Annotated in this window: 22 protein-coding genes; all 22 read right to left on the minus strand. The window is 33.9% G+C overall.

The window, feature by feature from the left end; translation table 11 throughout:
* Positions 1–14: 14 nt before the first annotated feature.
* Positions 15–1,277 (minus strand): ubiquitin-like domain-containing protein, encoded by a 1,263-nt coding sequence (locus ACOMCU_RS15880; protein WP_421050645.1) that lies wholly within the window; start codon positions 1,275–1,277, stop codon positions 15–17.
* A complete protein-coding gene (locus ACOMCU_RS15885; RefSeq protein WP_421050646.1) occupies positions 1,274–1,477 on the minus strand; it encodes a hypothetical protein in 204 nt (67 codons plus the stop codon). The genes ACOMCU_RS15880 and ACOMCU_RS15885 overlap by 4 nt, the downstream gene beginning before the upstream one ends.
* Positions 1,478–1,585: 108 nt before the next feature.
* On the minus strand, positions 1,586–1,861 hold the full coding sequence (locus tag ACOMCU_RS15890) for a hypothetical protein (RefSeq protein WP_421050647.1): 276 nt from the start codon (positions 1,859–1,861) through the stop codon (positions 1,586–1,588).
* Positions 1,824–2,048: a hypothetical protein gene (locus ACOMCU_RS15895; RefSeq protein ID WP_421050648.1), complete on the minus strand. Its 225-nt coding sequence runs from the start codon at positions 2,046–2,048 to the stop codon at positions 1,824–1,826. The genes ACOMCU_RS15890 and ACOMCU_RS15895 overlap by 38 nt, the downstream gene beginning before the upstream one ends.
* A gap of 45 nt (positions 2,049–2,093) precedes the next feature.
* Entirely contained in the window at positions 2,094–2,543 is a 450-nt protein-coding gene (locus ACOMCU_RS15900) for a hypothetical protein (protein ID WP_421050649.1), read from the minus strand.
* The gene (locus ACOMCU_RS15905; protein ID WP_421050650.1) at positions 2,524–2,688 is read right to left on the minus strand and encodes a hypothetical protein; all 165 of its coding nucleotides are present in this window, start codon (positions 2,686–2,688) and stop codon (positions 2,524–2,526) included. The genes ACOMCU_RS15900 and ACOMCU_RS15905 overlap by 20 nt, the downstream gene beginning before the upstream one ends.
* Before the next feature lie 18 nt (positions 2,689–2,706).
* Complete coding sequence (locus ACOMCU_RS15910; RefSeq protein ID WP_421050651.1) at positions 2,707–3,357, minus strand: hypothetical protein; 651 nt, start codon at positions 3,355–3,357, stop codon at positions 2,707–2,709.
* 35 nt (positions 3,358–3,392) lie between these two features.
* Positions 3,393–3,929, minus strand: a complete 537-nt coding sequence (locus ACOMCU_RS15915) for a hypothetical protein (protein ID WP_421050652.1) — start codon at positions 3,927–3,929, stop codon at positions 3,393–3,395.
* A 166-nt stretch (positions 3,930–4,095) separates the two neighbouring features.
* Positions 4,096–5,172, minus strand: a complete 1,077-nt coding sequence (locus ACOMCU_RS15920; protein ID WP_421050653.1) for a hypothetical protein — start codon at positions 5,170–5,172, stop codon at positions 4,096–4,098.
* Between the two features lie 143 nt (positions 5,173–5,315).
* The gene (locus ACOMCU_RS15925) at positions 5,316–5,780 is read right to left on the minus strand and encodes a hypothetical protein (protein WP_421050655.1); all 465 of its coding nucleotides are present in this window, start codon (positions 5,778–5,780) and stop codon (positions 5,316–5,318) included.
* Between the two features lie 7 nt (positions 5,781–5,787).
* Entirely contained in the window at positions 5,788–6,759 is a 972-nt protein-coding gene (locus ACOMCU_RS15930) for a DNA-methyltransferase (RefSeq protein WP_421050656.1), read from the minus strand.
* A 273-nt stretch (positions 6,760–7,032) separates the two neighbouring features.
* On the minus strand, positions 7,033–8,130 hold the full coding sequence (locus ACOMCU_RS15935) for a hypothetical protein (protein WP_421050657.1): 1,098 nt from the start codon (positions 8,128–8,130) through the stop codon (positions 7,033–7,035).
* A 325-nt stretch (positions 8,131–8,455) separates the two neighbouring features.
* On the minus strand, positions 8,456–12,289 hold the full coding sequence (locus ACOMCU_RS15940; protein WP_421050658.1) for a leucine-rich repeat protein: 3,834 nt from the start codon (positions 12,287–12,289) through the stop codon (positions 8,456–8,458).
* Between the two features lie 271 nt (positions 12,290–12,560).
* Positions 12,561–14,489 (minus strand): hypothetical protein, encoded by a 1,929-nt coding sequence (locus ACOMCU_RS15945; protein ID WP_421050659.1) that lies wholly within the window; start codon positions 14,487–14,489, stop codon positions 12,561–12,563.
* Positions 14,489–15,940 (minus strand): AAA family ATPase, encoded by a 1,452-nt coding sequence (locus ACOMCU_RS15950; protein ID WP_421050660.1) that lies wholly within the window; start codon positions 15,938–15,940, stop codon positions 14,489–14,491. Before ACOMCU_RS15950 ends, ACOMCU_RS15945 begins: the two co-directional genes overlap by 1 nt.
* A gap of 155 nt (positions 15,941–16,095) precedes the next feature.
* Positions 16,096–16,701 (minus strand): NYN domain-containing protein, encoded by a 606-nt coding sequence (locus ACOMCU_RS15955; RefSeq protein WP_421050661.1) that lies wholly within the window; start codon positions 16,699–16,701, stop codon positions 16,096–16,098.
* A 137-nt stretch (positions 16,702–16,838) separates the two neighbouring features.
* On the minus strand, positions 16,839–17,189 hold the full coding sequence (locus ACOMCU_RS15960) for a hypothetical protein (RefSeq protein ID WP_421050662.1): 351 nt from the start codon (positions 17,187–17,189) through the stop codon (positions 16,839–16,841).
* Positions 17,190–17,471: 282 nt separating this feature from the next.
* Positions 17,472–17,963 (minus strand): hypothetical protein, encoded by a 492-nt coding sequence (locus ACOMCU_RS15965; protein ID WP_421050663.1) that lies wholly within the window; start codon positions 17,961–17,963, stop codon positions 17,472–17,474.
* A 69-nt stretch (positions 17,964–18,032) separates the two neighbouring features.
* Positions 18,033–18,419, minus strand: coding sequence for a hypothetical protein (locus ACOMCU_RS15970; protein WP_421050665.1), 387 nt, complete (start codon positions 18,417–18,419; stop codon positions 18,033–18,035).
* An 11-nt stretch (positions 18,420–18,430) separates the two neighbouring features.
* Positions 18,431–19,651, minus strand: coding sequence for a replication-relaxation family protein (locus tag ACOMCU_RS15975; protein ID WP_421050666.1), 1,221 nt, complete (start codon positions 19,649–19,651; stop codon positions 18,431–18,433).
* On the minus strand, positions 19,596–20,459 hold the full coding sequence (locus ACOMCU_RS15980) for a hypothetical protein (RefSeq protein ID WP_421050667.1): 864 nt from the start codon (positions 20,457–20,459) through the stop codon (positions 19,596–19,598). Before ACOMCU_RS15980 ends, ACOMCU_RS15975 begins: the two co-directional genes overlap by 56 nt.
* Positions 20,460–20,677: 218 nt before the next feature.
* Entirely contained in the window at positions 20,678–21,643 is a 966-nt protein-coding gene (locus ACOMCU_RS15985) for a hypothetical protein (RefSeq protein WP_421050668.1), read from the minus strand.
* Positions 21,644–21,650: the final 7 nt, after the last annotated feature.

Raw genomic sequence — 21,650 nt, forward strand, 5'->3', positions numbered from 1 at the left:
TTCTTATAATTTTTTTAATTTAATACTTTTATACGAACTACCTTAACTCCCCAATTAATTGCTTGGATTTCGGATTCTACAAATATATCTATCTTATTTCCTTTAATTGCACCACCAGTATCTTCAGCAACAGCTATTCCATAGCCTTCAACCCAGACTTTTGAGCCAAGCTTAATAACAGATGGATCCACCGCAATTACTTTTAACTCAGGGTTTGAGCGTAAATCAATACCAGTGGCAGATGTACCCGAACACCCCTTACAATAAGCGGTATAGGCAGTTGCAGTTACATAAAATTCACGACCGCTTGCTGGCTCTGTTGAACCGAGTGATACAGTCGATGTACTAGCTATACTTGGAACACTTGGTATACTAGCCGTACTAGCATTACTAGGAACGCTAGTAACACTAGGCACTATAGTTTTAGTACCTACTGCAACCACTTGATTCTGCGGTTCTTTTAAAACTTTTTCAGATTGTAGATTTTTAGCTACAACTTTGCCGTTCTCTTTTACGATTTCATACGTTTTAGCAATTAAACCTTTTTGGCCTTCTGTTACAACTTTTTCTATTCCCGCTTCCAATGAAGCATCCTGCTGCTTTTCAATTGTGAAATCTAAAGTTTCTTCCACTACATCTAGTTCCTTTTTTATACGAACTACTGTGATTTTACTCTCTGGTGTGATAACGTCCGTGAGGTCATTACTTTCGACACAATCGTATTCATTTAGCTTAATTCCTTGTTGTTTTAAAAAGTTAGCTACTGTAGTCGAAGTTGACCATACGTTTCTTTTATTACCGTCAACGACAAGAGATACTTGAAACGCTTTTTGGATATCGATGTTGTTATCTGCCCCTATTTCTGTATCTAGCTCCTGTACTAAAGAGTCCCTCTCTGATACTTCAATATTTGCTTCTTTTAAAATGTCTTTCACGTTTGTTTCGGTTGTCCAAATTTTTAACTGATTTCCGTCAACTGAAATAGTCACTTCTTTTGCTTGTTTCCATTTAATTGCTAATCCATCAACAATTGTGTCATTTAGAGAGGGTGATATATTGTCATGCTCTGTTACGACAATCTTCTGTTCTTGTAATAATTGTTCTACAGTTTTGGTATGTGTTGCTATTTTGATAGTCTCTCCGTTCGCATCAAGCGTAACGGTTTTTTTAGTAACTTGATAAAGTACGAATGAAATTACAGATACAAGCAAGACTAGTGAAATAAATCCTATTACTGTTTGCTTAGTCTTCAATGACCCTAAGAATAAGTTTTTCATGGGATTATTAGAGCTGGCTTTTGGAGATTAAGTTTTAAATTTGAATAGTAGGACATACCTTTTCCGGTTACACCTTCAATTAATAGGTTGTTTTTATATGGTAATCTCCCATTAAGTTCTTGAAGTTTTCCAACACCTGAGATATACCCCATTCTTTTTCCCCATTTGCCATGTATATTTCTATATTCAGAGTATTGCATTTAAACATTTCTCCCTTCATTAGTAATCTCTATCAATTGTTTGAGAGGCTATCTTATTTAGTAAATCCACTTGTTAATTAGTTGTTAGTTTTGGTTATAAGATAAAGTTCATATGGCCAGATCAATTAATGAGTTGATTAATACATTTTCACCAATCTTTTCTACTAAATAAAATATCTCATCTGGGCATTGCCAGTTGTTTTCATAATTCTCTAGTAGATAGATTAGTGTGTAATCTTGGCTTAGTGGGATGGTGGTCTTTAATATTTCAACACGACCAAATAAATCATTGACTATACATACTGCCTCCAATTCACTTAATCCATGTTGATTAGAAACATGTGTTTCAGATATGTATTGAATGTAATAAAGTTGTGCCCCCAAATAAAGCCTCAGAAAATGATACGCCGCCTTTAACGTATTTCGCTGCTACCAGTACTATGGCCATTAATGATAATGCACCCAAAATAATAGGGATCGTAAAACCAAAAGTAATTAAACCAAAATTGATATACATATAATTGAACTTGTTATTAATTACAGTGGATTCTTTTTCTTCATGTTTTTTCAAACAATTTCCTCCTTGATAACCTCGCAAAAAAAAGTAGAGAAGCCCTTAAAGAACTTCTTGAAGGACCTTCATGTAATTTTCAACTGCCTCAATAAAATCATTCATATCCTTTTCAGTATCGATACCTTCGTCTTTAGCAACTTTATCTTTTAAGCCTTCCAGACTATTTACTAATCGGTCTATGGCTGCACCATAATTAGCATATTTAGAATTAGATTTTCCGCGTGATAATACCTCATAAGGGAAGCTCTTTGATTGCTTAATGTTATTAATTCGACGGTCAAGAAGTTCATTTACATAATCGTGGTCAACTTTACCATCATTGTAATCATGGATAATTAGAACGATTTCACCAGTATTATTTACAAAATTTAATTGATCTGAAACAAGGATGGTTTTTTGTAATGCCCAACTATAGAAAAGGCCTACAAGGAAAATACCTAGAATCGCTCCTATTGCAAATATAAGAAATAGCTTAAAATACTTTTTCTTCATAAAAGTTCACCCTCCTAAGTACCGCTTCTACAATTCGATTCGTATTCATGCCACTTTTGCGCACTTTGAAACATTCTGTTTGGCTTACAACACTTTGAATATACTTACCTTCGCCCATTTTAGAAGCAGCTTGGCAGAAATGCATAAAAATCCTCCTGTCTCTTCAATCTGTTTGATCAAACAATGCCATGAATTTTGGTTTAAATATCTCTTCAGTGATGATGTCAAAATCATTATTTGAGTGATGTATTTCATGCCACAAATCTTCGTATTTTTTAACTATTAAGTAGAAATTTACTAGAAGGTTATTCATGTTTTCTCTATTCGCCCCAACCTTGAAGTTTGAGATTGTGAATGGAGCATTTTCTAACGTATCTGTTAGCTGTAAAACTAAACTTCTATGTACCGGATTACAGAAATCCTTAAAGCTAAGTTGACGAATAAAAATAATGCCGTAATGTGTGGAAATATTACAAAGTTCTATTAGTTCTAAGTCTGTTTTTTGACTTAAATACTCATAAAATCTTTTAATGTTGTATTTTTTCCTAAGACAAAATAATATCTTTCTCTCTAATTCTGAAGCTTTTTTACTTTCCTTCTCCTCTAAGAATTTATGACAGTAACTCATTATCCCTGAGTCCAATATTTCTGCAACAGTGTAAACTTCAAATAAATAATCATCTTCGTAAACTTTGTTTCGTTTCAGATATTTCTCTAGAGCTTTGGATTTACTAAAAGCTCTGATTTTTGAAAAGTTAGGGTAAATAAAAGACATGTTCTTTTTTGGGAAAAGCAGTATGTAGTAACTGAACAAATTCACCTCTCCTTTCTTGTATATTTACACAGGCATCAATCACCTTTAAATTGATATTCAATAGTTCCATCAGCTGCTACGCTATATTCAATTTCTTGTTTATTAAAGATTAGAAATAACCCTTCTTTTACTAATTCATGACCTTCTATAAAATCTCTAGATAGTTCTCTAAGCCCTTTTCGTTGCTCAACTGACACATTCTCTTGGGATAATGCTAAGAACTTCTCTAAGGTATCGATTTGATGCTCTACAGGTGTATTTAAGGGTTCATATACTTCTTCCTGTTGCTGCAACAACAGAGCTTTCCATTCGATAATTTTGTTTTTAGTTTCTTGTATTGTTTGGGTATCTCCATTAGATATAAGATTCCAAGTGTGCACTATCTCATCGATGTACGTTACATAGATTTTTTCTATGTAGGCTGCAGTTGGATTTTCTAAAACTACTTTTTTTTCCATCGCGGTAGGATTATTATCTTGTTCAGCTAAATATACCCCACCTCCAATAGCACTTATTAGCAACACAACAAAACTGCTTCTAGCTATTAATTTTTTATATTTTCTTTGTGACACGAAGATTCACTCCTAATTTTTTTTCAGAACATAAAAAAACCACATACGTACCCTAAGTACGCATGTGGTTCTTCCAACATAGCGGAGAAAGTTAAATGTGATTAGTTTTATAATACTATAAAATAACTTTATTGTCATTTAAAACTAATATTATATTTTTAAAGTCCTATATTTTTATTTTCTGCTCTTTAAATTTCTTAAATTGTGAATGGGAATAATGGAAATTATGAAGGTGCATAGAAAATGATGTTAGAGTTACATCTTCTTCAATGTAAATTTCATTTCCTATCTGCCTTCTTTTAAAGTTTCTGTTTTCTTCAAAATATCCATCATCTTCAAAGGTTGTTATCAATTTAAGATATTTTAAACTATTGCCTCTAGAAAGGCTTTGGTCTGTAGAGAAAAAGTTCCCTCTATCAAAGTTGAATTTAACAGTTATCGAATGGATAACTTTCAGCACGTTTCCAACATTCCAATGCATGGTAATCTTTTTCGCTTGAGGAAATTTATCTTTTCTTGTAATGACAGGATAATAACCAGAAAAGATAGCTGTATTATTAAATTTCGTACCAGCAACCGCATACCTTTTATTAGGATAAGGGCGGCCCACAATAATATTATTAGAAACATCAAGTCCTGCAACTTCTAAAGTGATGTTTTCATCAATGTACTCATCTGGCAAGAAGATTTGAGGACAAAAGTGGAAAACGAAAGAATCATCTTCTATTTGTTTACCCATGCTTTTTATGATGTATGAATGAAATTCAGCAATTGCATCGTTAGATTTATCGAAATATATCTTTGAAATATCATCTAAAGAGTGTTTTCGGAAGAATAATCGCGAGATCATATCCTCTGTGAATTCCGTTTCATTTCGTTGTTTTAATAATTCTAATACTTCTTTTCGAAATGCTTGGTATGCTGCTGAGTAATTGTCAGTATAGATATTCTGTAGATACTCATAGCCTTTTGGCAAAAGAAGTATTTGTTTATGAATTATTGAGACCATATCCATTTGAACAAGATGGTCCATTATCGAGTGTATTGACAGCTCCCTCTTCTGATAAATATTTAATCCTTGTTCAATTGCTTCTGCTTTTTTTAAATCTTTTCTGAGATACTTAGCAGCTGACAAAACACGCTTATAGAAGTCGTCCTGTGGTGCAGATCTTAATGCGCCAGTTCTAGAATGACAATTATAACTTAACTGTTCTAACACGAAGAAAATTGATAATGGATTCATGTTTTAAAGCCTCCTTAGATATATAAACAGAAAAAACCACATACTGACCCCCTTGGGTAGTATGTGGTTCTTCCAACATATAGACTGTTATGAAATTGGTTTCTTTAATATTACTATAAAAGATTCCCATTGTCATCATGGTCCTATGAATTAACTGTTTGAATTCTGTCTCGAATTTCATATAACTCTTCTGCGGGCTTACATGCAACATGCTGCACGAAAAGATTTATCAGTAATTGTTCTACTGAGGACTCTAAATTTTCAAAGAATAGTCTTCCGATTTTTACTTCCTCCCCAGCTTCATAAATGAAAAGTTGTAAACCAGACGGATTGTACTCATAGTATTGAGGATTCATTCGAAAATGAACTTTAACCATATCCCATTGTTCTTTGGATAGTTGCAGGTCATTATAAGATTGATTGGTTCTCCTATGCATCAGGACACCGTAACCGATATATGTTATTTCAAGAACAATATTGTCTCTTTCGATTCTACCTAATATTTCCTGACGAGTACCTATATCTAAAAATTCCTTTCCTGCATTCTCAGAAATGAAGCGGTCGTTTATCATTAAATGATAACCGTCAGTTTCATATTTTCGATACATAATATAGTCACTCCAAAATGTTCTTAGATTTCCATTCAAATGTATTATTGTTAACTAATGATTGTGTAACGTGTTCAATGTTTCTTTGAATCTTAGCAATATTCTCTTTAACAATTTCAAATAAACACGCAAATCGATTGGTCTGTATAGCTGCAACGCCCAAATTTCCGCTTCCAGCAAACTGATCCACAATGATTTCACCAGGTTTTGTAATCAACTCAAGAAGTTGTTTATATAGTTCTACAGGTTTTTCAGCTTGATGGACCCTTTCCCTGATGGGTACACTTTGAATATTAAACATAGTTGGAAGCATTTTAGAGGTTCCTGACATATAGCAGGCCTCGCCTGATTGATTCATTTTCTTTTTATCTAAGCGTAGTTTCCTTGCTTTAGGACCCTTAAATAAAATCAGAACATCCTCGCTATTCTTACTTTTTCTTCCGGTGTTAGAGACAAACGTTCCCTTTATCCAAGTTACTTTTGAGTAATATAATAAACCACATTGTTCAGCCATTTCCTTTATGGAAAATAGGTATTTCCAATTATTGGCGTTCTCGGAGGGTAAGAATTCTACACAGAAGCCTCCCTTTTTTAAAACCCGAGCCTTTTCTTTAAAATCCTCAATTTCATAACGAAAAGTTGGATAGGTGTTATCAAATTTTCTCGATCCGCCTACATGTGATAAGGGATCATCCCAAGGGTGGTCGTTAACAAGTGCATCAACCGATTCATCATCAAACATTGTTAGATCTCTGCCATCACCTTCTATTAGCAACACACCAGCACGCTCATCTGTGAGCCAGTATATCCCACGTGATATTCGTTTAAATAAAACATCTAAATTGTCATAAATCCTGCCTCGTACAGTACTTTCGGGTTTGTCTGATATGACACTACTAATTTCTTTTAGGCTTGCTGGGCGCCCTAAATTTTTTAGAACTACGGCAATTCGGTCTTTTAATATTTGAGAGTTATGCATAACTTTCCCCTCCCAAAGATAAAATACTTAGGAATTCTAAAAAATCGTCTAATTCTAACATGTCATTGCCTCCATAATTTTATTTACTACTTGAGACAAAAAAACACTCCAAGCATGTAAATGTACAGACTAATCCTTAGTAGATTAGTTTTAACACTTACATGAAAGAGTGTTTTAGATTATGCATTACCGTATGGATATGCATATAAATTAAGTCAACAAGTAGTAATTTTTATTTTATTAAACTAAAAATTGAAAGTCAATTCACTTTATCTAAATTTGAAAAATGAAATTATGAATTTCTTCGTTGTATACATCATGAGACTGTAGGAAATTACGTACAAACTTATCATTTGTTACATAGCTCGTAGTGTAATTATACATAATGCCATATTCTCTTCTTTTAACTGACCCCTTCTCAAAAGAAGTTGCTATAACAAAATCGATAGCATCATTTTTGTTTATTTTTCGTCCGTTAGACTGAATGCTTTGAAATAAATATTCGAAATACTCTATCTCTACTGAATTAAATCCTGCTTTTCCATTATCTATTGCTAGATCTTGGACACCTTCAAAAAACATACTGATTTTTTTTTCCACTTGGTTTTTAGGAACACCTTTTCCTTTCTCATTTCGAATTTGTGTTATTCCATCTAGATTTTCTTTAAATACGTAATTATTTATTTTCATTAAATTACTAGTCATATTGCCATATGGATAAACTAGTTTTTCTTTAAATACAAATCTTACAAACTCTAACTGGGCACCTAATATATAACTAATTTCATTATTTAATTTCTTCATAGTAATGTGATGTGAATAAAAATTATCTAATAAATTATTCAAGTTGCTAGAAATATTTTTTTTTATTTTTTCGATAAATACTCGAAAAGAAAGTAAGTCAATCTCATCATTTTCATCCAAATAATAGAAACTATAATGTGCTACTAAAAATAATAAAACTCGTGCTAACTCTTGTTTTTCGAAACTGCTTTTTCTATCCATATTTTTTTTACAATACTCTTCAGCATTTAAATTCGGATTCATTTCATATGTAAAATAGCTGTCATTTAACATCTTAATATTATAATTTTTAGTTTCTAATATTTTTATTGCTGCTTTTAACCTCTTCTTTGTTGTATAGTAAACCTTCTTCAAATCTCCTTCATGAAAACTAAATGCAGCATTATATATTCGTCCAAATAGTTCATAAAGTGTACCAACATGATAACCTTTCATATAATCCTTACTTTCCATAAAATCAACAAAATTTTCAACCATTAAGGTTTTAGTATTAGGTGTAGTATTATCTAACTTAATATCCAGATAATCGTATAAAAGATTTGTATCTAAGACTATAACTTCGTTCATTTTAAGTAGCTCCTATCACATAAAATGTCTTTTTCTTTTGGGAATTTCGTTTAAAATAAGCAAATTGGTTGTGTTAATTCTCTCGTTGTCTTTACTTTCAATAAAAAAAAGTAAATCACCCCTCTAATACCTTGGCCGGTTAGGGAACGATTTACTCTCTCAGTGCCAATCGCCTTTGAAGCGATTTATTTTGTTGTTGGACTGTACAAGCGTTACTAGCGCTGTACAGTTCTTTTATTATCTGTTTTTATTAATTAAAGTATACCATATTATTTACAATTTCCAAACTAAGTGTATTACAAAGTAATATGCTCGTTAAATAAAATTAATACCAATCACTTATTCGTAAAGAGCGCATTAGTACCTTAGCCATCTGAGCACGTGTAAGCTCATTGAAAGGATTGAATGACGTTTCTTTGCCACTAATTAAGACACCCTGTGTTGCTAGAAATTGTACCGGTTCCTTAGCGTAATCGCTTATACGATCCATATCAGCTAAAGATATGGCTACTGTCGGCTTTGTTTCCACTCCCATGTAATTTAACATGCGAACTATCATAGCAGCTGCTTGTTGACGTGATAGGGGCTTTCTTTCTCCGAATGTACCATCTGGGAAGCCGGTAACAATCCCCGCTTCATATAATGCTTGAACTTCATTCTTATACCAGGAGACATCCTCAAATTCATAATTAGTGCTGGATGGTCTTAATTCCAAAGCTCGTGCTATCATCGCACTAAATTGACCCCTAGAGATATTGACGTATGGGCTATACGTAGTATTAGCGACAGTACCGGTTGTTATGAGGTAATTGTACAAGTCTTCGACTTCTTGATAGCTAAATAAGCCTTTAATATCTTTAAAAGGTGCAGCTACACGCTCAGTAATGAGTAATCCGTAGTTATACTTTGTAGTAATCTTTAGCTTTGAATTGTCATCTAAAAAGTGTGGGACGGTTGTATATGTCCCATCGCCTTCATCGCGAATAACTCGCATACCTTTATGATTTTCACCCGTTTCGTTTGAAGATTCAGGCTCCTGTGTTTCCGGTGTCACTGGAGGTGATATGACTTCAGGCTGACTAGTACCAGGTGTTGATGTATCTGGTGAACTAATTTTTTTGTATTTAAATGAAATCGTAAATTGATTATTTTGCTTCGTAATTTCAACTGTTTGTTGTTTTGGTCCTGTTATTTCGTATCCAATGATTTCTTTTGCATGTTCAATATGAGCACCTAGTGGTAGTTCTTTTGAGAATTTTGTCTCAAGAATGTTTCCAGATTCATCAATATAATTTACTGTCACTGTTCCTAATACAGTAGCAGGTGGTTTAGGTGTTGAATTTTTCTTATAAACAAAAGTAATTGTATGATTTGGTTCCTTGCTTGTAACTTCAACTGAAATAGCTTTATCACTTTTTAGAGTGTAGCCAGGAATGTCTTTAGCATTTTCTGTATAACTACCCTTAGCAGGCTTATTAATTGTTTTCGAATCGAGTAAATCTCCTTGTTCGTCAACGTATTTTACTTCAATCGCCCAATCTGCAGGGTTACAGTTGTTTGAGAACATATCATTTTCTATAAATGTAAAACCTTCAGTTGCTGCATATGATTCTGCTACTGAACCTTTATCTCCATACATAACAAAATCTTTAGGTTTTACTTCAGTAGTTTTAAAAGTATCCAACCCGATTGCAGTTACAGTTGATGGAATGGTAACACACGCTAACTTGTGATTATTAAACGCATAATCCTCTATTGAATCGAGTTTAGCACTCAATTTAACCTTTTCTAATCCTACGTCTGAAAAAGCACCTTCTGAAATGGTAACCACAGTATTAGGTATAACTAAGTCTTTAACAGTTTTGAAGGAATGGAAAGCGTCTTTAGATACAATAGAAATAGGTGAATTAATAATAAGTTTATCAGATATTGAATTTAAGAAAGATGACTCTCCTATACTAATCACAGTTTCAGGTAAGGTTAAACCTCCAGGTATCTTTGCTGAAAGGAAAGCTGATGTTCCTATTGTCATTGTATCTTTGAGGATATCAAGTTCATTAGGATTAGCAAACATAAATGACGTGGCTCCTATGTTCTCAATACCTTTAGATATAATTACTTTATCTGAGACTATTCTCATGAAACTGTTGCTACCAGTATTTTTTACTCTACCACCTATCAGTATATTAGATACTCCTGTAGACCAAGGTGTCGAAGCGTCTTCAACATAAGCAAAAGCCATAGTATTTATACTATCCACATTTCCTCCGATACTAACAGTACTTATATTAGAACGCAAGAAAGCTTCTCTTTCAATAATTCCTACGTTACCCTCTACAAAAACACCTTTATCCATGTTTAATCTGAGAAAAGCGCTTGTACCTATTACACCTATATTCCCGGATACCTTAATCTCACTTATGTGATTATTAGCATTTGTCTCTCCGTGGAAGGCATTTTCTCCTATAGTTCCTATATCTCCATTAATATCAATTAGTCCAATAGTGGATAATTGAAAAGCTCCCTTACCTATGTTGTTTACATCACCATTTATAGTTATGTTCCCATAGTTTCCATTTTGAAAAGCAAATCCACCTATGTCCTCCACATTGCCATTTACGTACATATTGTCTATATTGGATATCTGGAAGGCTCCATTTCCTATGGTATTTATAAAACCTTGAACAGTAAAGTTTTTGATAGTGCTTAGGTGCAAACCATATTGTGCTATTCTATTTATAGCACCATCTACATAGAAATTATCTATAACTGCGTTTTGAGCTATAGTCTCAGCTATATCATTGATGACTCCTTCTACTCTAAATTCACCTATCTTAGCATCTTGTATAGAGAATTTATCCATTTTATTTATGCTACCCTCTATAGTAATACTGTCAGATTCTATTTCAGAAAAGGCATACTCTCCAATCGTATTCACAAAACTTTGTAGATTGACATCCTTTATCTCAGAATTAGCTAGAGCCCAGGTTCCCAATTCATTTATTGAACCTTGAATATTAAGATTTTCCATTTTAGTAGAAGCAAATGCATACTGTTTTATCTCTCCTACATTCCCTTGAATATCAAGATTGGTGAGATTTTTACTATATCTAAATGCAAAGTCGCCTATAGTGCCTATGTCACCCTCGACCACTACACTCTCTAATCCAGATGTAGAGTTCTCATCAGAAGCAAAAGCAAATTGCCCTATACTACCTATATTACCTTTTATGGTAACATTTCTTAGGGTGTCTCTTTGGAATGCAAATTCACCGATACTTTCTACATTACCGTTTATAACTAAATCAACTCGGTTTTTCTTAGGATTTCCATCTTCGTTATCAAATACCCAACCTGCATTTTCAGTACCTAAATCTTTTACATCCCCGTTGATTGTAAAAGCAGTTAGATTATTCGTTCCAAATGCTTTCATCCCTAGTTTATCGATTGAATCAGGTATCACAACTTCAGTTAATTGGTTGTTCTGAAACGAGAAATCATCTATAGTGTCTAAACTCTTTGGTATAGTTAGATCTGATATAGAGTTATAGTTAAAAGAGGAAATACCCGTATATTCAAGTCCTTCAGGTAAAACTAATGTTGTTAGTTGATTATAAACAAATGCAGCTTCTTCGACTCTCTTTAAACCTGTCGGTAGGACAACTGAAGTTAAACCTTTTCCAGCAAAAGCTTCTTTACCTATAACGGTTACATCTTTTCCGCCAATTTGGTCAGGTATAACAAGATTTGTTTCGACGCCACTATAACCAGTTATAGAAGCGGTGCCGTCACCATTATCAATAACTTGGAATTCTGCATAGTTGTCCGATTCCATCTGCAAATTTTCCTTTGTTTGAATTTCCTCATTTTTTTCAACTTGCGGTTCGTTAGGTTGCTCTACTACAGGAGTTGATTGCTCATCTTCCTTATCTTGTTCTTTTTGAGGTTCCTCACTATTTTCAACTTGCTGATCGTTAGACTCATCTTTTTCAGAAGTAAATTGTTCATCTTTTATCAAGTCATCCTGCTGCTGTTTAGTAGACACGTCTTGTACGGAATTTTGCTCTAGCGCTGTTTCTTCAGCAAAAGCAGATAAGGGCGTAGCAACCATATTGAATGCTAGTAAGGTACTTAAACCAATGGATATTTTTTTCGCCAAAATTGAATCTCCTTCCTTAATAGAAAATTATCGAATGTGATTAAAATATATTGTGTTGAATCAAATTTTTAATATCTCACCTCTTTTTTCAAAAAAAAAGGAAGCACCGAATAACACACGTATACGTGCGTTAATTCGGTACTTCCGAAATTTTATATATTTATAATACTAATATACCACATTATAAATAAATCAATATATATTATCAACTAATTTTTCAGGGAAAAATCACTGAAGTATACCTATACCTATCAATGAAGGCTTGGACTATTTAAAGGCCACGACGTAATGATAGTACTTTAATTAGATGCCTTTTTAAATTAGATGCTAGTCCTGATTTTGAACGAATCACTCTATTTCCATACATTCTTTTGGCACATTCATAACCCCGGTTATCATTTCCAACAAAAATACAAAAAACATCGATACCTTTTTTATTTGCTAATTTCACCATTTCTTTAATAGTTTCCTCAGTTTCATTTTCATAGAAATTCGGTTCACCATCACTAATCATTACAGCTAGGCGAATGGATTCTTTGCGTTCCTGTACTTGATTCAACAAATACTGAAGTGCGATTACATCACGATTCCCCATCTCTGGAGATAACCCTCCAATAGCCCCTTTGTGCTGTGATTTAAGTTTATCCTCCAACGGTTTTAAATGATAAATATTTGTATTGGAATCGAAATCACTTGTAAACGCGTATGCTTTTGATGGTAGCTTAATTTTATGTGCAGCTGACAAAACAACCGATAGTGCTTCTTTCATTTCAGTGATAACCCGCTTGTTGTTATCGCACATAGAAATTGTTGAATAACTTATATCCACCATTAGAGAGATACTTGCATCTTCTGTAGGTAAACCCCGGTTTGTTTTTGTACGTATATTATCATCATCACAGTGGACAGCGCGCCATATACTCTGTGGTCGTAAACGTCCTCGTTTTCTATTATGAGTACGTGTCTCCGGTACCGGGGCTAGTATGATCTGCAATGCTTTCTCAAGCGCGATTATTTGTTTTCTATTCGAGGCAACCATTTCATCAAAGGCCGCTTCATTTTTTCTTTCATAAGTACATTCTGTAACAGTATCGTTAATGACTGTATTGTTACACATTATAGTTATAGGGGTATCTATAATCTCGTCTTCTTTTAGTTCTTCTTCTGCTTGTATATGAGAATTCTCCATTTCCTTATCCGCAGAAGAAATAAGTCTCTTAAAATCAGGCTTTTCTCTAAGACAAGGTTTAACTGGTGAAATTATTTGTATACCATCCTCATTAGGGTTTAATTTTTCATCTAAGCCACTTTTCTCGTCTTTCTTATCATCTTTATCATCCGATTCTTCTGAAGCCTTAGACGAGACATTAGAGCCATTTAGAACATCTTTTAGTTTGTCCATCACTCGCTGAATATTAGTATTAACGTCTTCTGAATTTGCCCACTCAGAAAGATCAAGATCCTCATCCTTATTAGGACTTGTACTAACAGAAGCGGGTTCTTGATTTTCTTCTAATATCCATTGGTAAAGTGTAGGCCACACTGCAATTAAATGTTCTTTACTTTTATTGAGACATTCTATAGTTGTCGATTGTATAAAAGCTTCTTCAAGGATAAATTGATTCTGGTCCATTAATGTAATTACTTCGTTGTTCCATCCTTCTAAATCCTCCATCTCTAAACAGCGGCGCCCATACATTTCTAAAAAATCATTTACTTTGCTTTCACCTCTATTTTCTACTGGAGAAGGAGGATAAGCCCATTCGTGATTTAAGAAATCAATTTCATCAGTTGTAAAAGGATAATCAATGCGAAGAAATCTCTCAAGTCTACCATCCAATGCAAGGTTTCCCCAAGTTTGGACGATATTTTTGGGCCATTTATTATTTTCCTCCCAATCTGCCTTGTTTGCAGAATAGTTGCTGATCACCCAATCTTTAAAGTCTTGGACGATATCATACAGTTTATGGCCCATCTCATGGTAAGCAAAGCCGAGATGCAATAAATAAATCTCAGCTTCACTAAAAGACTTATCTGGTTTTTGGACATCATATTTTACAAAAATCGTTTTACCATCAAAATATGCTGTGTAAAAGTTTGTCCAATCGAATTCAAAATCGCGTCTTTTAAATTTCTTACGAAGAGATCGATGTAAGCGACGCCCTTTAACTTCTTTTAACTTAGTATCTAAGCTGCTCATTAGTTCTCCTCCGTATCGCTATTGGAGTAGGCTTTTTCTTCTTCAGTTAGAGGGAAAGCTTGTAATTTCAATTCGGCAAAGGCTTCCCGTACAGCGTTACGCGCTTCAAAATAGTCCTCTATGTCTTCCACTTTATTAATAATATAATCTTCTACAACCTCAATTCGGGTTTCATTGTTAAAACCGTAATTTAAAAAATAGACGGCAGCATCAATATAACCTCGAATGGTATCGGCGCTTTCACATAGGTTATCAAAAAAAAGTTCTTCTAAATTTTTCTTTATGGTAGATAGGAATTTAATTGCACTTGAATCCTCTAATCCAGACTTGTCTTTGATTAAGGTTTCGAAACTAAGGGTTTGCGGTAAACGAATGACAGCGAATCGATCCTTAAATGCATCATTGAGCTTATTAACTCCAAAATACCCGTTCCCAACATTCATTGAACAACACATTAGAAACTCTTTATGTGCATGAATCGGGCCAATAGGAGTGGCCAATGTTTCATTATCATCGAATAAAGAGTGGAAGACGGAAGTTGTATCTCCTTTGAGAAAGTTAACTTCAGCATAATTTACTAAACCACCCATCTGCACTGTCTTAGTGAATTGAGATAAATCATAGGTACTTTGATTATTACGGAAAGCGGGTTCCGCCACAATTGATTCTCTTGATGTATCCTTATCTCCAATTTGAAGAAGCTTTGGCAGATTAAAAATCCAAGCAATAGTATTAATTAAAGTATCCTTTCCTGCACCTTTTCCTCCTATTAAAATTAAGTGTTTATTATTAAAAATATGACGTAACACTCGTCGGAAAATTTCTCCTTGATAAGGAGTTTTGGGTTTTAAAGGAGGACTTTGCTCCGGTTGGATTGGGACATACTTGCTTATCTGTTTCCTACGTTCGAGTATTTTAATTTGTAAGGCTATATCAACACCTTGCTTATCTAAATAATCTTGTACTTCATTCCACCCAGCTGCCCAATCACGGTCTATTGTTTGAGTATGTACAATTACAGCGTTCTTAACTTCTGGTGTTTGTACTGTTGTGGAGTCTGAAATAGAAGGGAAAAGATTAAATTCATCATCTTTATTTTCCCATTTTACTTTTTCAAAACGCTTTACGAAATCTTTGTATTCAACTAGTTTTGTCTTTGTATTGGCTAATTCTATTGAGTATCTATAATGGTTAGCAATTGCTGCAAGTATGTTTCGATGTTTACATGAAAGGTTCTTTTCAACGTTCTCGCAATAATGGACCATTAAACTATTTTTTGTATCAATAACTATATAGGCGTAAAGATCAAGTTTCTTAAACTTCACACGTATATAAAAATTGTCATTGGTTCCTTCAAATGTATCAATATTTTCAACAAAACCAGGAATAGAATCTTTTGCTGTTTGAATTGCCACGTCTGTAATATTTATCTTTTGAAAATTAAGTGTCATTTTGTTATCTCCTTTATACCTGCAAATGCAAGGCTTCAATATTTAATCATAGAAAAAGGAAACAACGTGAATAGTTCAAGTTGTTTCCTCTTATTAGTTCCACTAATGAATAGTCAAACTGTATTCGTTCTTTACGTGAATTTCTTAAACAAATTTCAAGCATATAAAAGTCCTTTTCTTAGTTGTTTATAACATTCAGCATCTGTAAAGAGATATGGTCTCTCTTGGTCTTTGAAGCGGACTTTACCTCTTTCAAGCATCGATTGGACAACTGTTTCTAGGCTAATTACACGATCTGCTATAGTTGATAATTCACAGCCTGGTGTATAGTCACTCATAACAACATGAACACGAACACCCATGTCTTGAGCTTCTTTTACAGCTGGTACTAGGTCACTATCAGCTGAGCAAACAATAATATCCCTTGCTCCTTTTAATGCTTCTTTATAAATTTGTAAGGCTACTAATACATCAACGCCTTTCTCAATTCGATGATTTTTAGAAGCTTTTACAGCAAATCCTTCTAATACATTAACACCACGCTCACGTAAAGCATTAAAAAAGGTTGTTCTATTAGAATGAATAACTTTTTCTTGGCTCTCTACATTAGCACAAGCAAAATAAGGAATCACATTAGAATTCGCGTAGTAACTTAATGTTTTGTAAAAAGAGGTCCACGATAGACCGTGTACATTAATGCGATGTAATTGATGAATTACATTCATTTCGTCAATAATAACTGGGATATTAATATTTTTCATAAATATCTCTCCTTAAAATTTACTTATCCTTAGAAAATCGTCAAGCATATTAGATATGCGATAGCGAGGACAAATCTTCTAATGATAGTTGCATAAAAGTTTCCTGAAAATGTGGAAAAGCATGTAGCATTCGTAAGTCAATACCGCTTCCAGTACGCTTGTCTAGTTGCATTGTTACCATAGGGAATAGCAAGTAAGGAAATGTCGCGTAATGGTAAAATATAAAACATGCCATTATGTGCAAATCCGTACTTTTCCATCTTAGGGATACTACCTGGTTCGAATAACTTAATAGATCTACAGAAAAGCTTGTTTCTTTGAAAGAAAGAAAATATCCGGCGAACTTCATCCATCTCCTCACATTCACCTTCAAAGTAATACAATGTACAGTGATTTCCATAGGATATACGAATATTGCCCCAATGAATATTATTAATTTCTCTCGAATTATGCTGATCGTCTCCAGACCAAACCATATTTACACGCATAATGTATTCCCCCTTTGATTAAATTTAGGCAATAAAAAAACGCCTATCACAAAGATTGAAAAGTTAAAGACATACGAGTGCCTTTTATCAATCGCTGTAATAAGCGTTCTAAAAAATGTGCTCTTCACCGTTTGGTTAGAGTAAGATAATCAAAAGAAATATACTATGAGAATAACACAGTTATGAGATAAAGAAAATGAAAAAAGCAAGTTCTTTTATAGAACCTGCTAAGTGTGTTTTAATGGGTAACTCAATACCTTTACGCAATTTGGTATTAACAATTTATTGAGATACCTTTCTTGAATCCCTCTCCACAGTAAAAATATCAAAATCGCCGTCAAATTCCTTTAAGAAAATGATTTTATTAAAATAATTATCTAACTTAAGTTTTTCCATAAGCTTGTTTAAATTTTCGGAACTGCTAGTTTGAATTGCTGCCACAATAGGTGTTTCTGGATGAATCAAATCCAAGGTAAAACCACAAGAAGTTAATGAACCTAATTCATCGATTAATAAGATTTTATCTGTATATTGTCCGTATAACTTAAATTCTTCTTTTGATTTGTCATTTTCTACTTCGTTTGAATTCATAGTGAAGTATACTGCTTTTTTATTTGTATTTTCATTAAACCGCTTCTTTAAAGACATAAGAAGTTTTGTTTTACCAGTTGCTAATTTACCAGTGATGATTACCTTTTCTCCTGCATCTAATGCTGTTTCAACTACATCTACCTGTGTTTCAAGCGTGGCATTTGAAAATGATTGCTTATGCATAAAATCCCCTCCTAATTAAGTGGGCAAATTGCTCTTTACACACCCCTTTTTTAGTATTCAGTTCTTGGTTTATGGAAAGGTTGTCATTGGCAACTTGGCCATAAATTGTTGCTTGAGTTGTGAGCATGAATCATCTGAAAAAGTAGTTCCGATGTTTAAACGTATTTGCTCATCCGCTTCACTAGATGGAAGGCGATTTTCATTTCTATAATAAGCAAGCAGTCTTTTAAATAGGTATTCATCTTCAATGACTCGTAGCTCTACTTCGTCATTATTTTTCAATTCAACTAATAAAAAGTGAATATTGCCATTTATATCGTGTCCCACTACAAATAAATCCCCGTCATATGGCTTTGGGTATCGAAAAGCCTCATCAGATACAACATGTGTTAAATCGCGGTGTTCATTCAACTCTTCAAGAAGAATGATTACCCATTTGTCTTGTGCTATTGTCAAAAGTTTTCCTCCTAATAATCGTAGTCCGCATCATCCATTAACAGGTCTTCATTATAAAAAGACTTATGATATTCCGAAGCAGACATACCGTTCCATTCAGGAGTTAAGAATTTTATATTCGTAAGCTTTACACCGGATGCTTCAAAATATGTGTAAAAGATAGCGGAATCTTTTTTCTGAATTAATCTTTCATCAGTCGTGTAGCGGATCTTACCATCTGGCATATAGTGTTCAGCAAGTTCAGCTATATCAGGGATTCGTGAAACATCGTCAACTAGCAATATAACTAATTCAGGTCGAACATCAGGTGATAATGAAGTAAACGCTAATTGAATTTGTTGAAACCTCTCAATGCAATCAGAATACCAATTCTTTACGGGACGAATAACCTCTAACCATAGGTATTTAAAGTCTTGTGCATCTTTAATGGTTTTAATTGAATAGTGTGGTCTAAAGTCTCGGCCATTGGGTAATGCATATTTTTCTTGAGATGACCATTCAACCACTCTGTCCAATTCACGCAACTTACAATAAAATTCATTGGCTATTGCGGTAGTAAAATATTCTGTCATACTAGGTGCATTACCTGGGACAAAATCAATCGGAAGAAACTGAAAAGACCTCGGTATAAATGTTCTAGGTAAAATAATCTTTGCCGCTTTCGCCCCTCCAGGAGATAGTCCATATAAATGGGGTAATCTTTTTTCACTTTCGCATGGTGACACCCATTTGAAAGCTACAATTATTCCATGACGCAAACATTTTCTCAAAAACTCTTTGATTTTTGTGTCTGAATCGTTTGATGAAAAAACGGCTCTTTGTATTTGTGATCGTGTTGCAACACGGTGTTGAGCAAGAAAGGTTAATAATGCTATTTCGTGGTTAGTGAAATTATTATCGTCCTCTTTCCCACGGAGCCAGTACTGACTGTTACGAATGACATTGTACTCTACAGGTAAAAAATATAGCAGGGCGTATGGATCACCAAACAAACTAAAAGGATTGCCGTTAGGTGGTAGGTATTGTAATATATCGCGTGGTAAGGAAGGCGACTTATAAGGTACAGTCGTTGCATATGTAGGAGATATTTTATTGCGAGGAACAGCTTGTGATTGAGCTTGTTCCTCTACATCTCCTGCTACAAAGTTTTGAATACTTAAATCTTGTGCAGCCATTTTAAGAACGACGAGCCTTTGATATTTGTGATACCTTCGGGATAACGACATGTCCATAAATATGCCCACTTTGTAGATCCACACGACTTACCTTGAAATTCACCTTATCGCCTACATTAATATGCTGCCCTACTCGCATCGAAGGGAATTGTGCGAGAGCAGTGATTCCACGCGGTTTTAAAGTAACAAAAACGCCACCCACATCTGTATTAATGTTATTAACTTCAGCTGCATATACTCCGCCAGCCTTGTATTCAGATAAGAATGTTTTAGGGTCAGCTTCTAGAACACGACGACTGACTTTTAATTTTTTCTCTTCAACATTAATCGTAACAATTTGAATCTCAATTTGATCTCCAATTGCAATTACTTCACGTAGGTCACTATGATAAGAGTAAGAGTACTCTTCCTTTGTCATTCGAGTTCTTACACCATTGATAATTAGATATATATTCGTTTTATCAACACCAGAGACAAATGCATCATAAATTTGACCTTCTTTTGACTGGCCATCTTTCGCAGAATTCCAGAACATTTCAGCTTGCTTTTCTAAAGCAGCTTTTCGGTTTCCGATGAAGAAAGAGTTATGCTCATCTGATATGACCTCTTCTACAGTCACTTGGAACTCGCCGTCTACAAATGAGAATAGTGAACGGAAATCATAGTCATCAATTTTATCTTTTGGTATATAGCCATAAACACCATCAAAATATACCTTTAAACATTCAATTTTTGTTCCAGCCCTTTCTAGTTCTTCAACACCAACACTAGTTACAGTAATGAAACGTTTGAAGCGGCGAGCATCTCTTAAAGCAGCTGCAGCATACATTCGCTTTTCCTTTAATTGTTCTTCTAACATTGTCATATTCATTTCCTCCTTAAAATTTAACTATCAGAAAAACAAAAAAAGCACCAAATCCACGTCTAAATAAGACGAAAGATTCGGTGCTTCCGAACGTTCTTCTGAAAGGTTTATTAACCAAGATTACAATTACTATAACCTGTGAAGTTATTTTTTGCAATACCTAACCTGATTTTTCCCTTACTTGTAATTCTTTAAGTTTTTTATGCTACTTTTGACGGTTATACAACCTTATCTGTATAGAACAATAGCGGGATTGGTAAAACACATGCTTTTATACAATCTTTAGCATTTCGGAACACAGCACTTTGCAAATGAGTTAAAAAGAACTGACCAAATAAAGGCGATACCTTATTTGATTCACTTGTAGCGGTATTTAATAATAAGACACCACCGTCTTTAAGAAATTGTACTGCATCGAATGCATCCTTCTTATTATTGCAGACAAATAAACTAGATAACATTGAATCCATTGCAACCTCATTTAAATACGCTTTGATGCCAGTATTATATCTTTCCATCCTATTTTCAACTACTTGTCGTCCAGTGTATTTATGATTGTTTGCATATAGAATTGGTTGAACCGCTTCTTTTTCACGTACTACTTTATAATCCAGTACCTCATTTTCAAAGTACGCAATAAGACTTTCACTTTCATCTGAATTAAGGTTGTCAAAAGTATTTAAAGTAGCATCTTCTGCGTTAGAATCAATAGTTTTTCTAACATATTCAACAATATCAGCTAGATAACGAGGTTCTGAAAACATTTGTTGAACGTGAATGATGTTTGTATCGGTTCCAAAACGTTTCTTAGCTAATAATATATAGTTTTTAGCTGCCTGATTTTGTTGACCGCTAAAAAATGCATCTTGTTTGTTAGATAAAACAATCAACGTTTTCATAAAATCAGAAGCGGCCGTCTCATAAGGGACATTGAATGGATTGAACTTCATAGACCATGTTTTCGTAGGGTCAATGATCTTAATGTTCTCCAATGGTACTTCTAACTTCTCACAAATTCTTAAAATTTCATCAATGCTACTGCTATTTGAATCAAAAAAGACTAAGCCTTTTTTAGTTTTACCACTGGCTACCTTTAGAATGTTTTGATACATAGGGTTTTCTAATACCTTTAAAGCATTTTCATACAAAGGTATTTCAACTAAATTTTCTTGTGAAAAGGGCATTTCAAGT

The sequence above is a fragment of the Lysinibacillus sp. UGB7 genome (genome assembly GCF_049058285.1).
In the GTDB taxonomy this organism is placed as follows: domain Bacteria; phylum Bacillota; class Bacilli; order Bacillales_A; family Planococcaceae; genus Lysinibacillus; species Lysinibacillus sphaericus_B.

Coding starts and splice junctions, on each gene's coding strand:
- ACOMCU_RS15950 (WP_421050660.1), bottom strand. CDS start 15,940: ATGACACTTAATTTTCAAAAGATAAATATTACAGACGTGGCAATTCAA.
- ACOMCU_RS15980 (WP_421050667.1), bottom strand. CDS start 20,459: ATGACAATGTTAGAAGAACAATTAAAGGAAAAGCGAATGTATGCTGCA.
- ACOMCU_RS15900 (WP_421050649.1), bottom strand. CDS start 2,543: ATGAAGAAAAAGTATTTTAAGCTATTTCTTATATTTGCAATAGGAGCG.
- ACOMCU_RS15955 (WP_421050661.1), bottom strand. CDS start 16,701: ATGAAAAATATTAATATCCCAGTTATTATTGACGAAATGAATGTAATT.
- ACOMCU_RS15925 (WP_421050655.1), bottom strand. CDS start 5,780: ATGTATCGAAAATATGAAACTGACGGTTATCATTTAATGATAAACGAC.
- ACOMCU_RS15975 (WP_421050666.1), bottom strand. CDS start 19,651: ATGGACATGTCGTTATCCCGAAGGTATCACAAATATCAAAGGCTCGTC.
- ACOMCU_RS15885 (WP_421050646.1), bottom strand. CDS start 1,477: ATGCAATACTCTGAATATAGAAATATACATGGCAAATGGGGAAAAAGA.
- ACOMCU_RS15880 (WP_421050645.1), bottom strand. CDS start 1,277: ATGAAAAACTTATTCTTAGGGTCATTGAAGACTAAGCAAACAGTAATA.
- ACOMCU_RS15930 (WP_421050656.1), bottom strand. CDS start 6,759: ATGCATAACTCTCAAATATTAAAAGACCGAATTGCCGTAGTTCTAAAA.
- ACOMCU_RS15945 (WP_421050659.1), bottom strand. CDS start 14,489: ATGAGCAGCTTAGATACTAAGTTAAAAGAAGTTAAAGGGCGTCGCTTA.
- ACOMCU_RS15985 (WP_421050668.1), bottom strand. CDS start 21,643: ATGCCCTTTTCACAAGAAAATTTAGTTGAAATACCTTTGTATGAAAAT.
- ACOMCU_RS15905 (WP_421050650.1), bottom strand. CDS start 2,688: ATGCATTTCTGCCAAGCTGCTTCTAAAATGGGCGAAGGTAAGTATATT.
- ACOMCU_RS15920 (WP_421050653.1), bottom strand. CDS start 5,172: ATGAATCCATTATCAATTTTCTTCGTGTTAGAACAGTTAAGTTATAAT.
- ACOMCU_RS15965 (WP_421050663.1), bottom strand. CDS start 17,963: ATGCATAAGCAATCATTTTCAAATGCCACGCTTGAAACACAGGTAGAT.
- ACOMCU_RS15935 (WP_421050657.1), bottom strand. CDS start 8,130: ATGAACGAAGTTATAGTCTTAGATACAAATCTTTTATACGATTATCTG.
- ACOMCU_RS15960 (WP_421050662.1), bottom strand. CDS start 17,189: ATGCGTGTAAATATGGTTTGGTCTGGAGACGATCAGCATAATTCGAGA.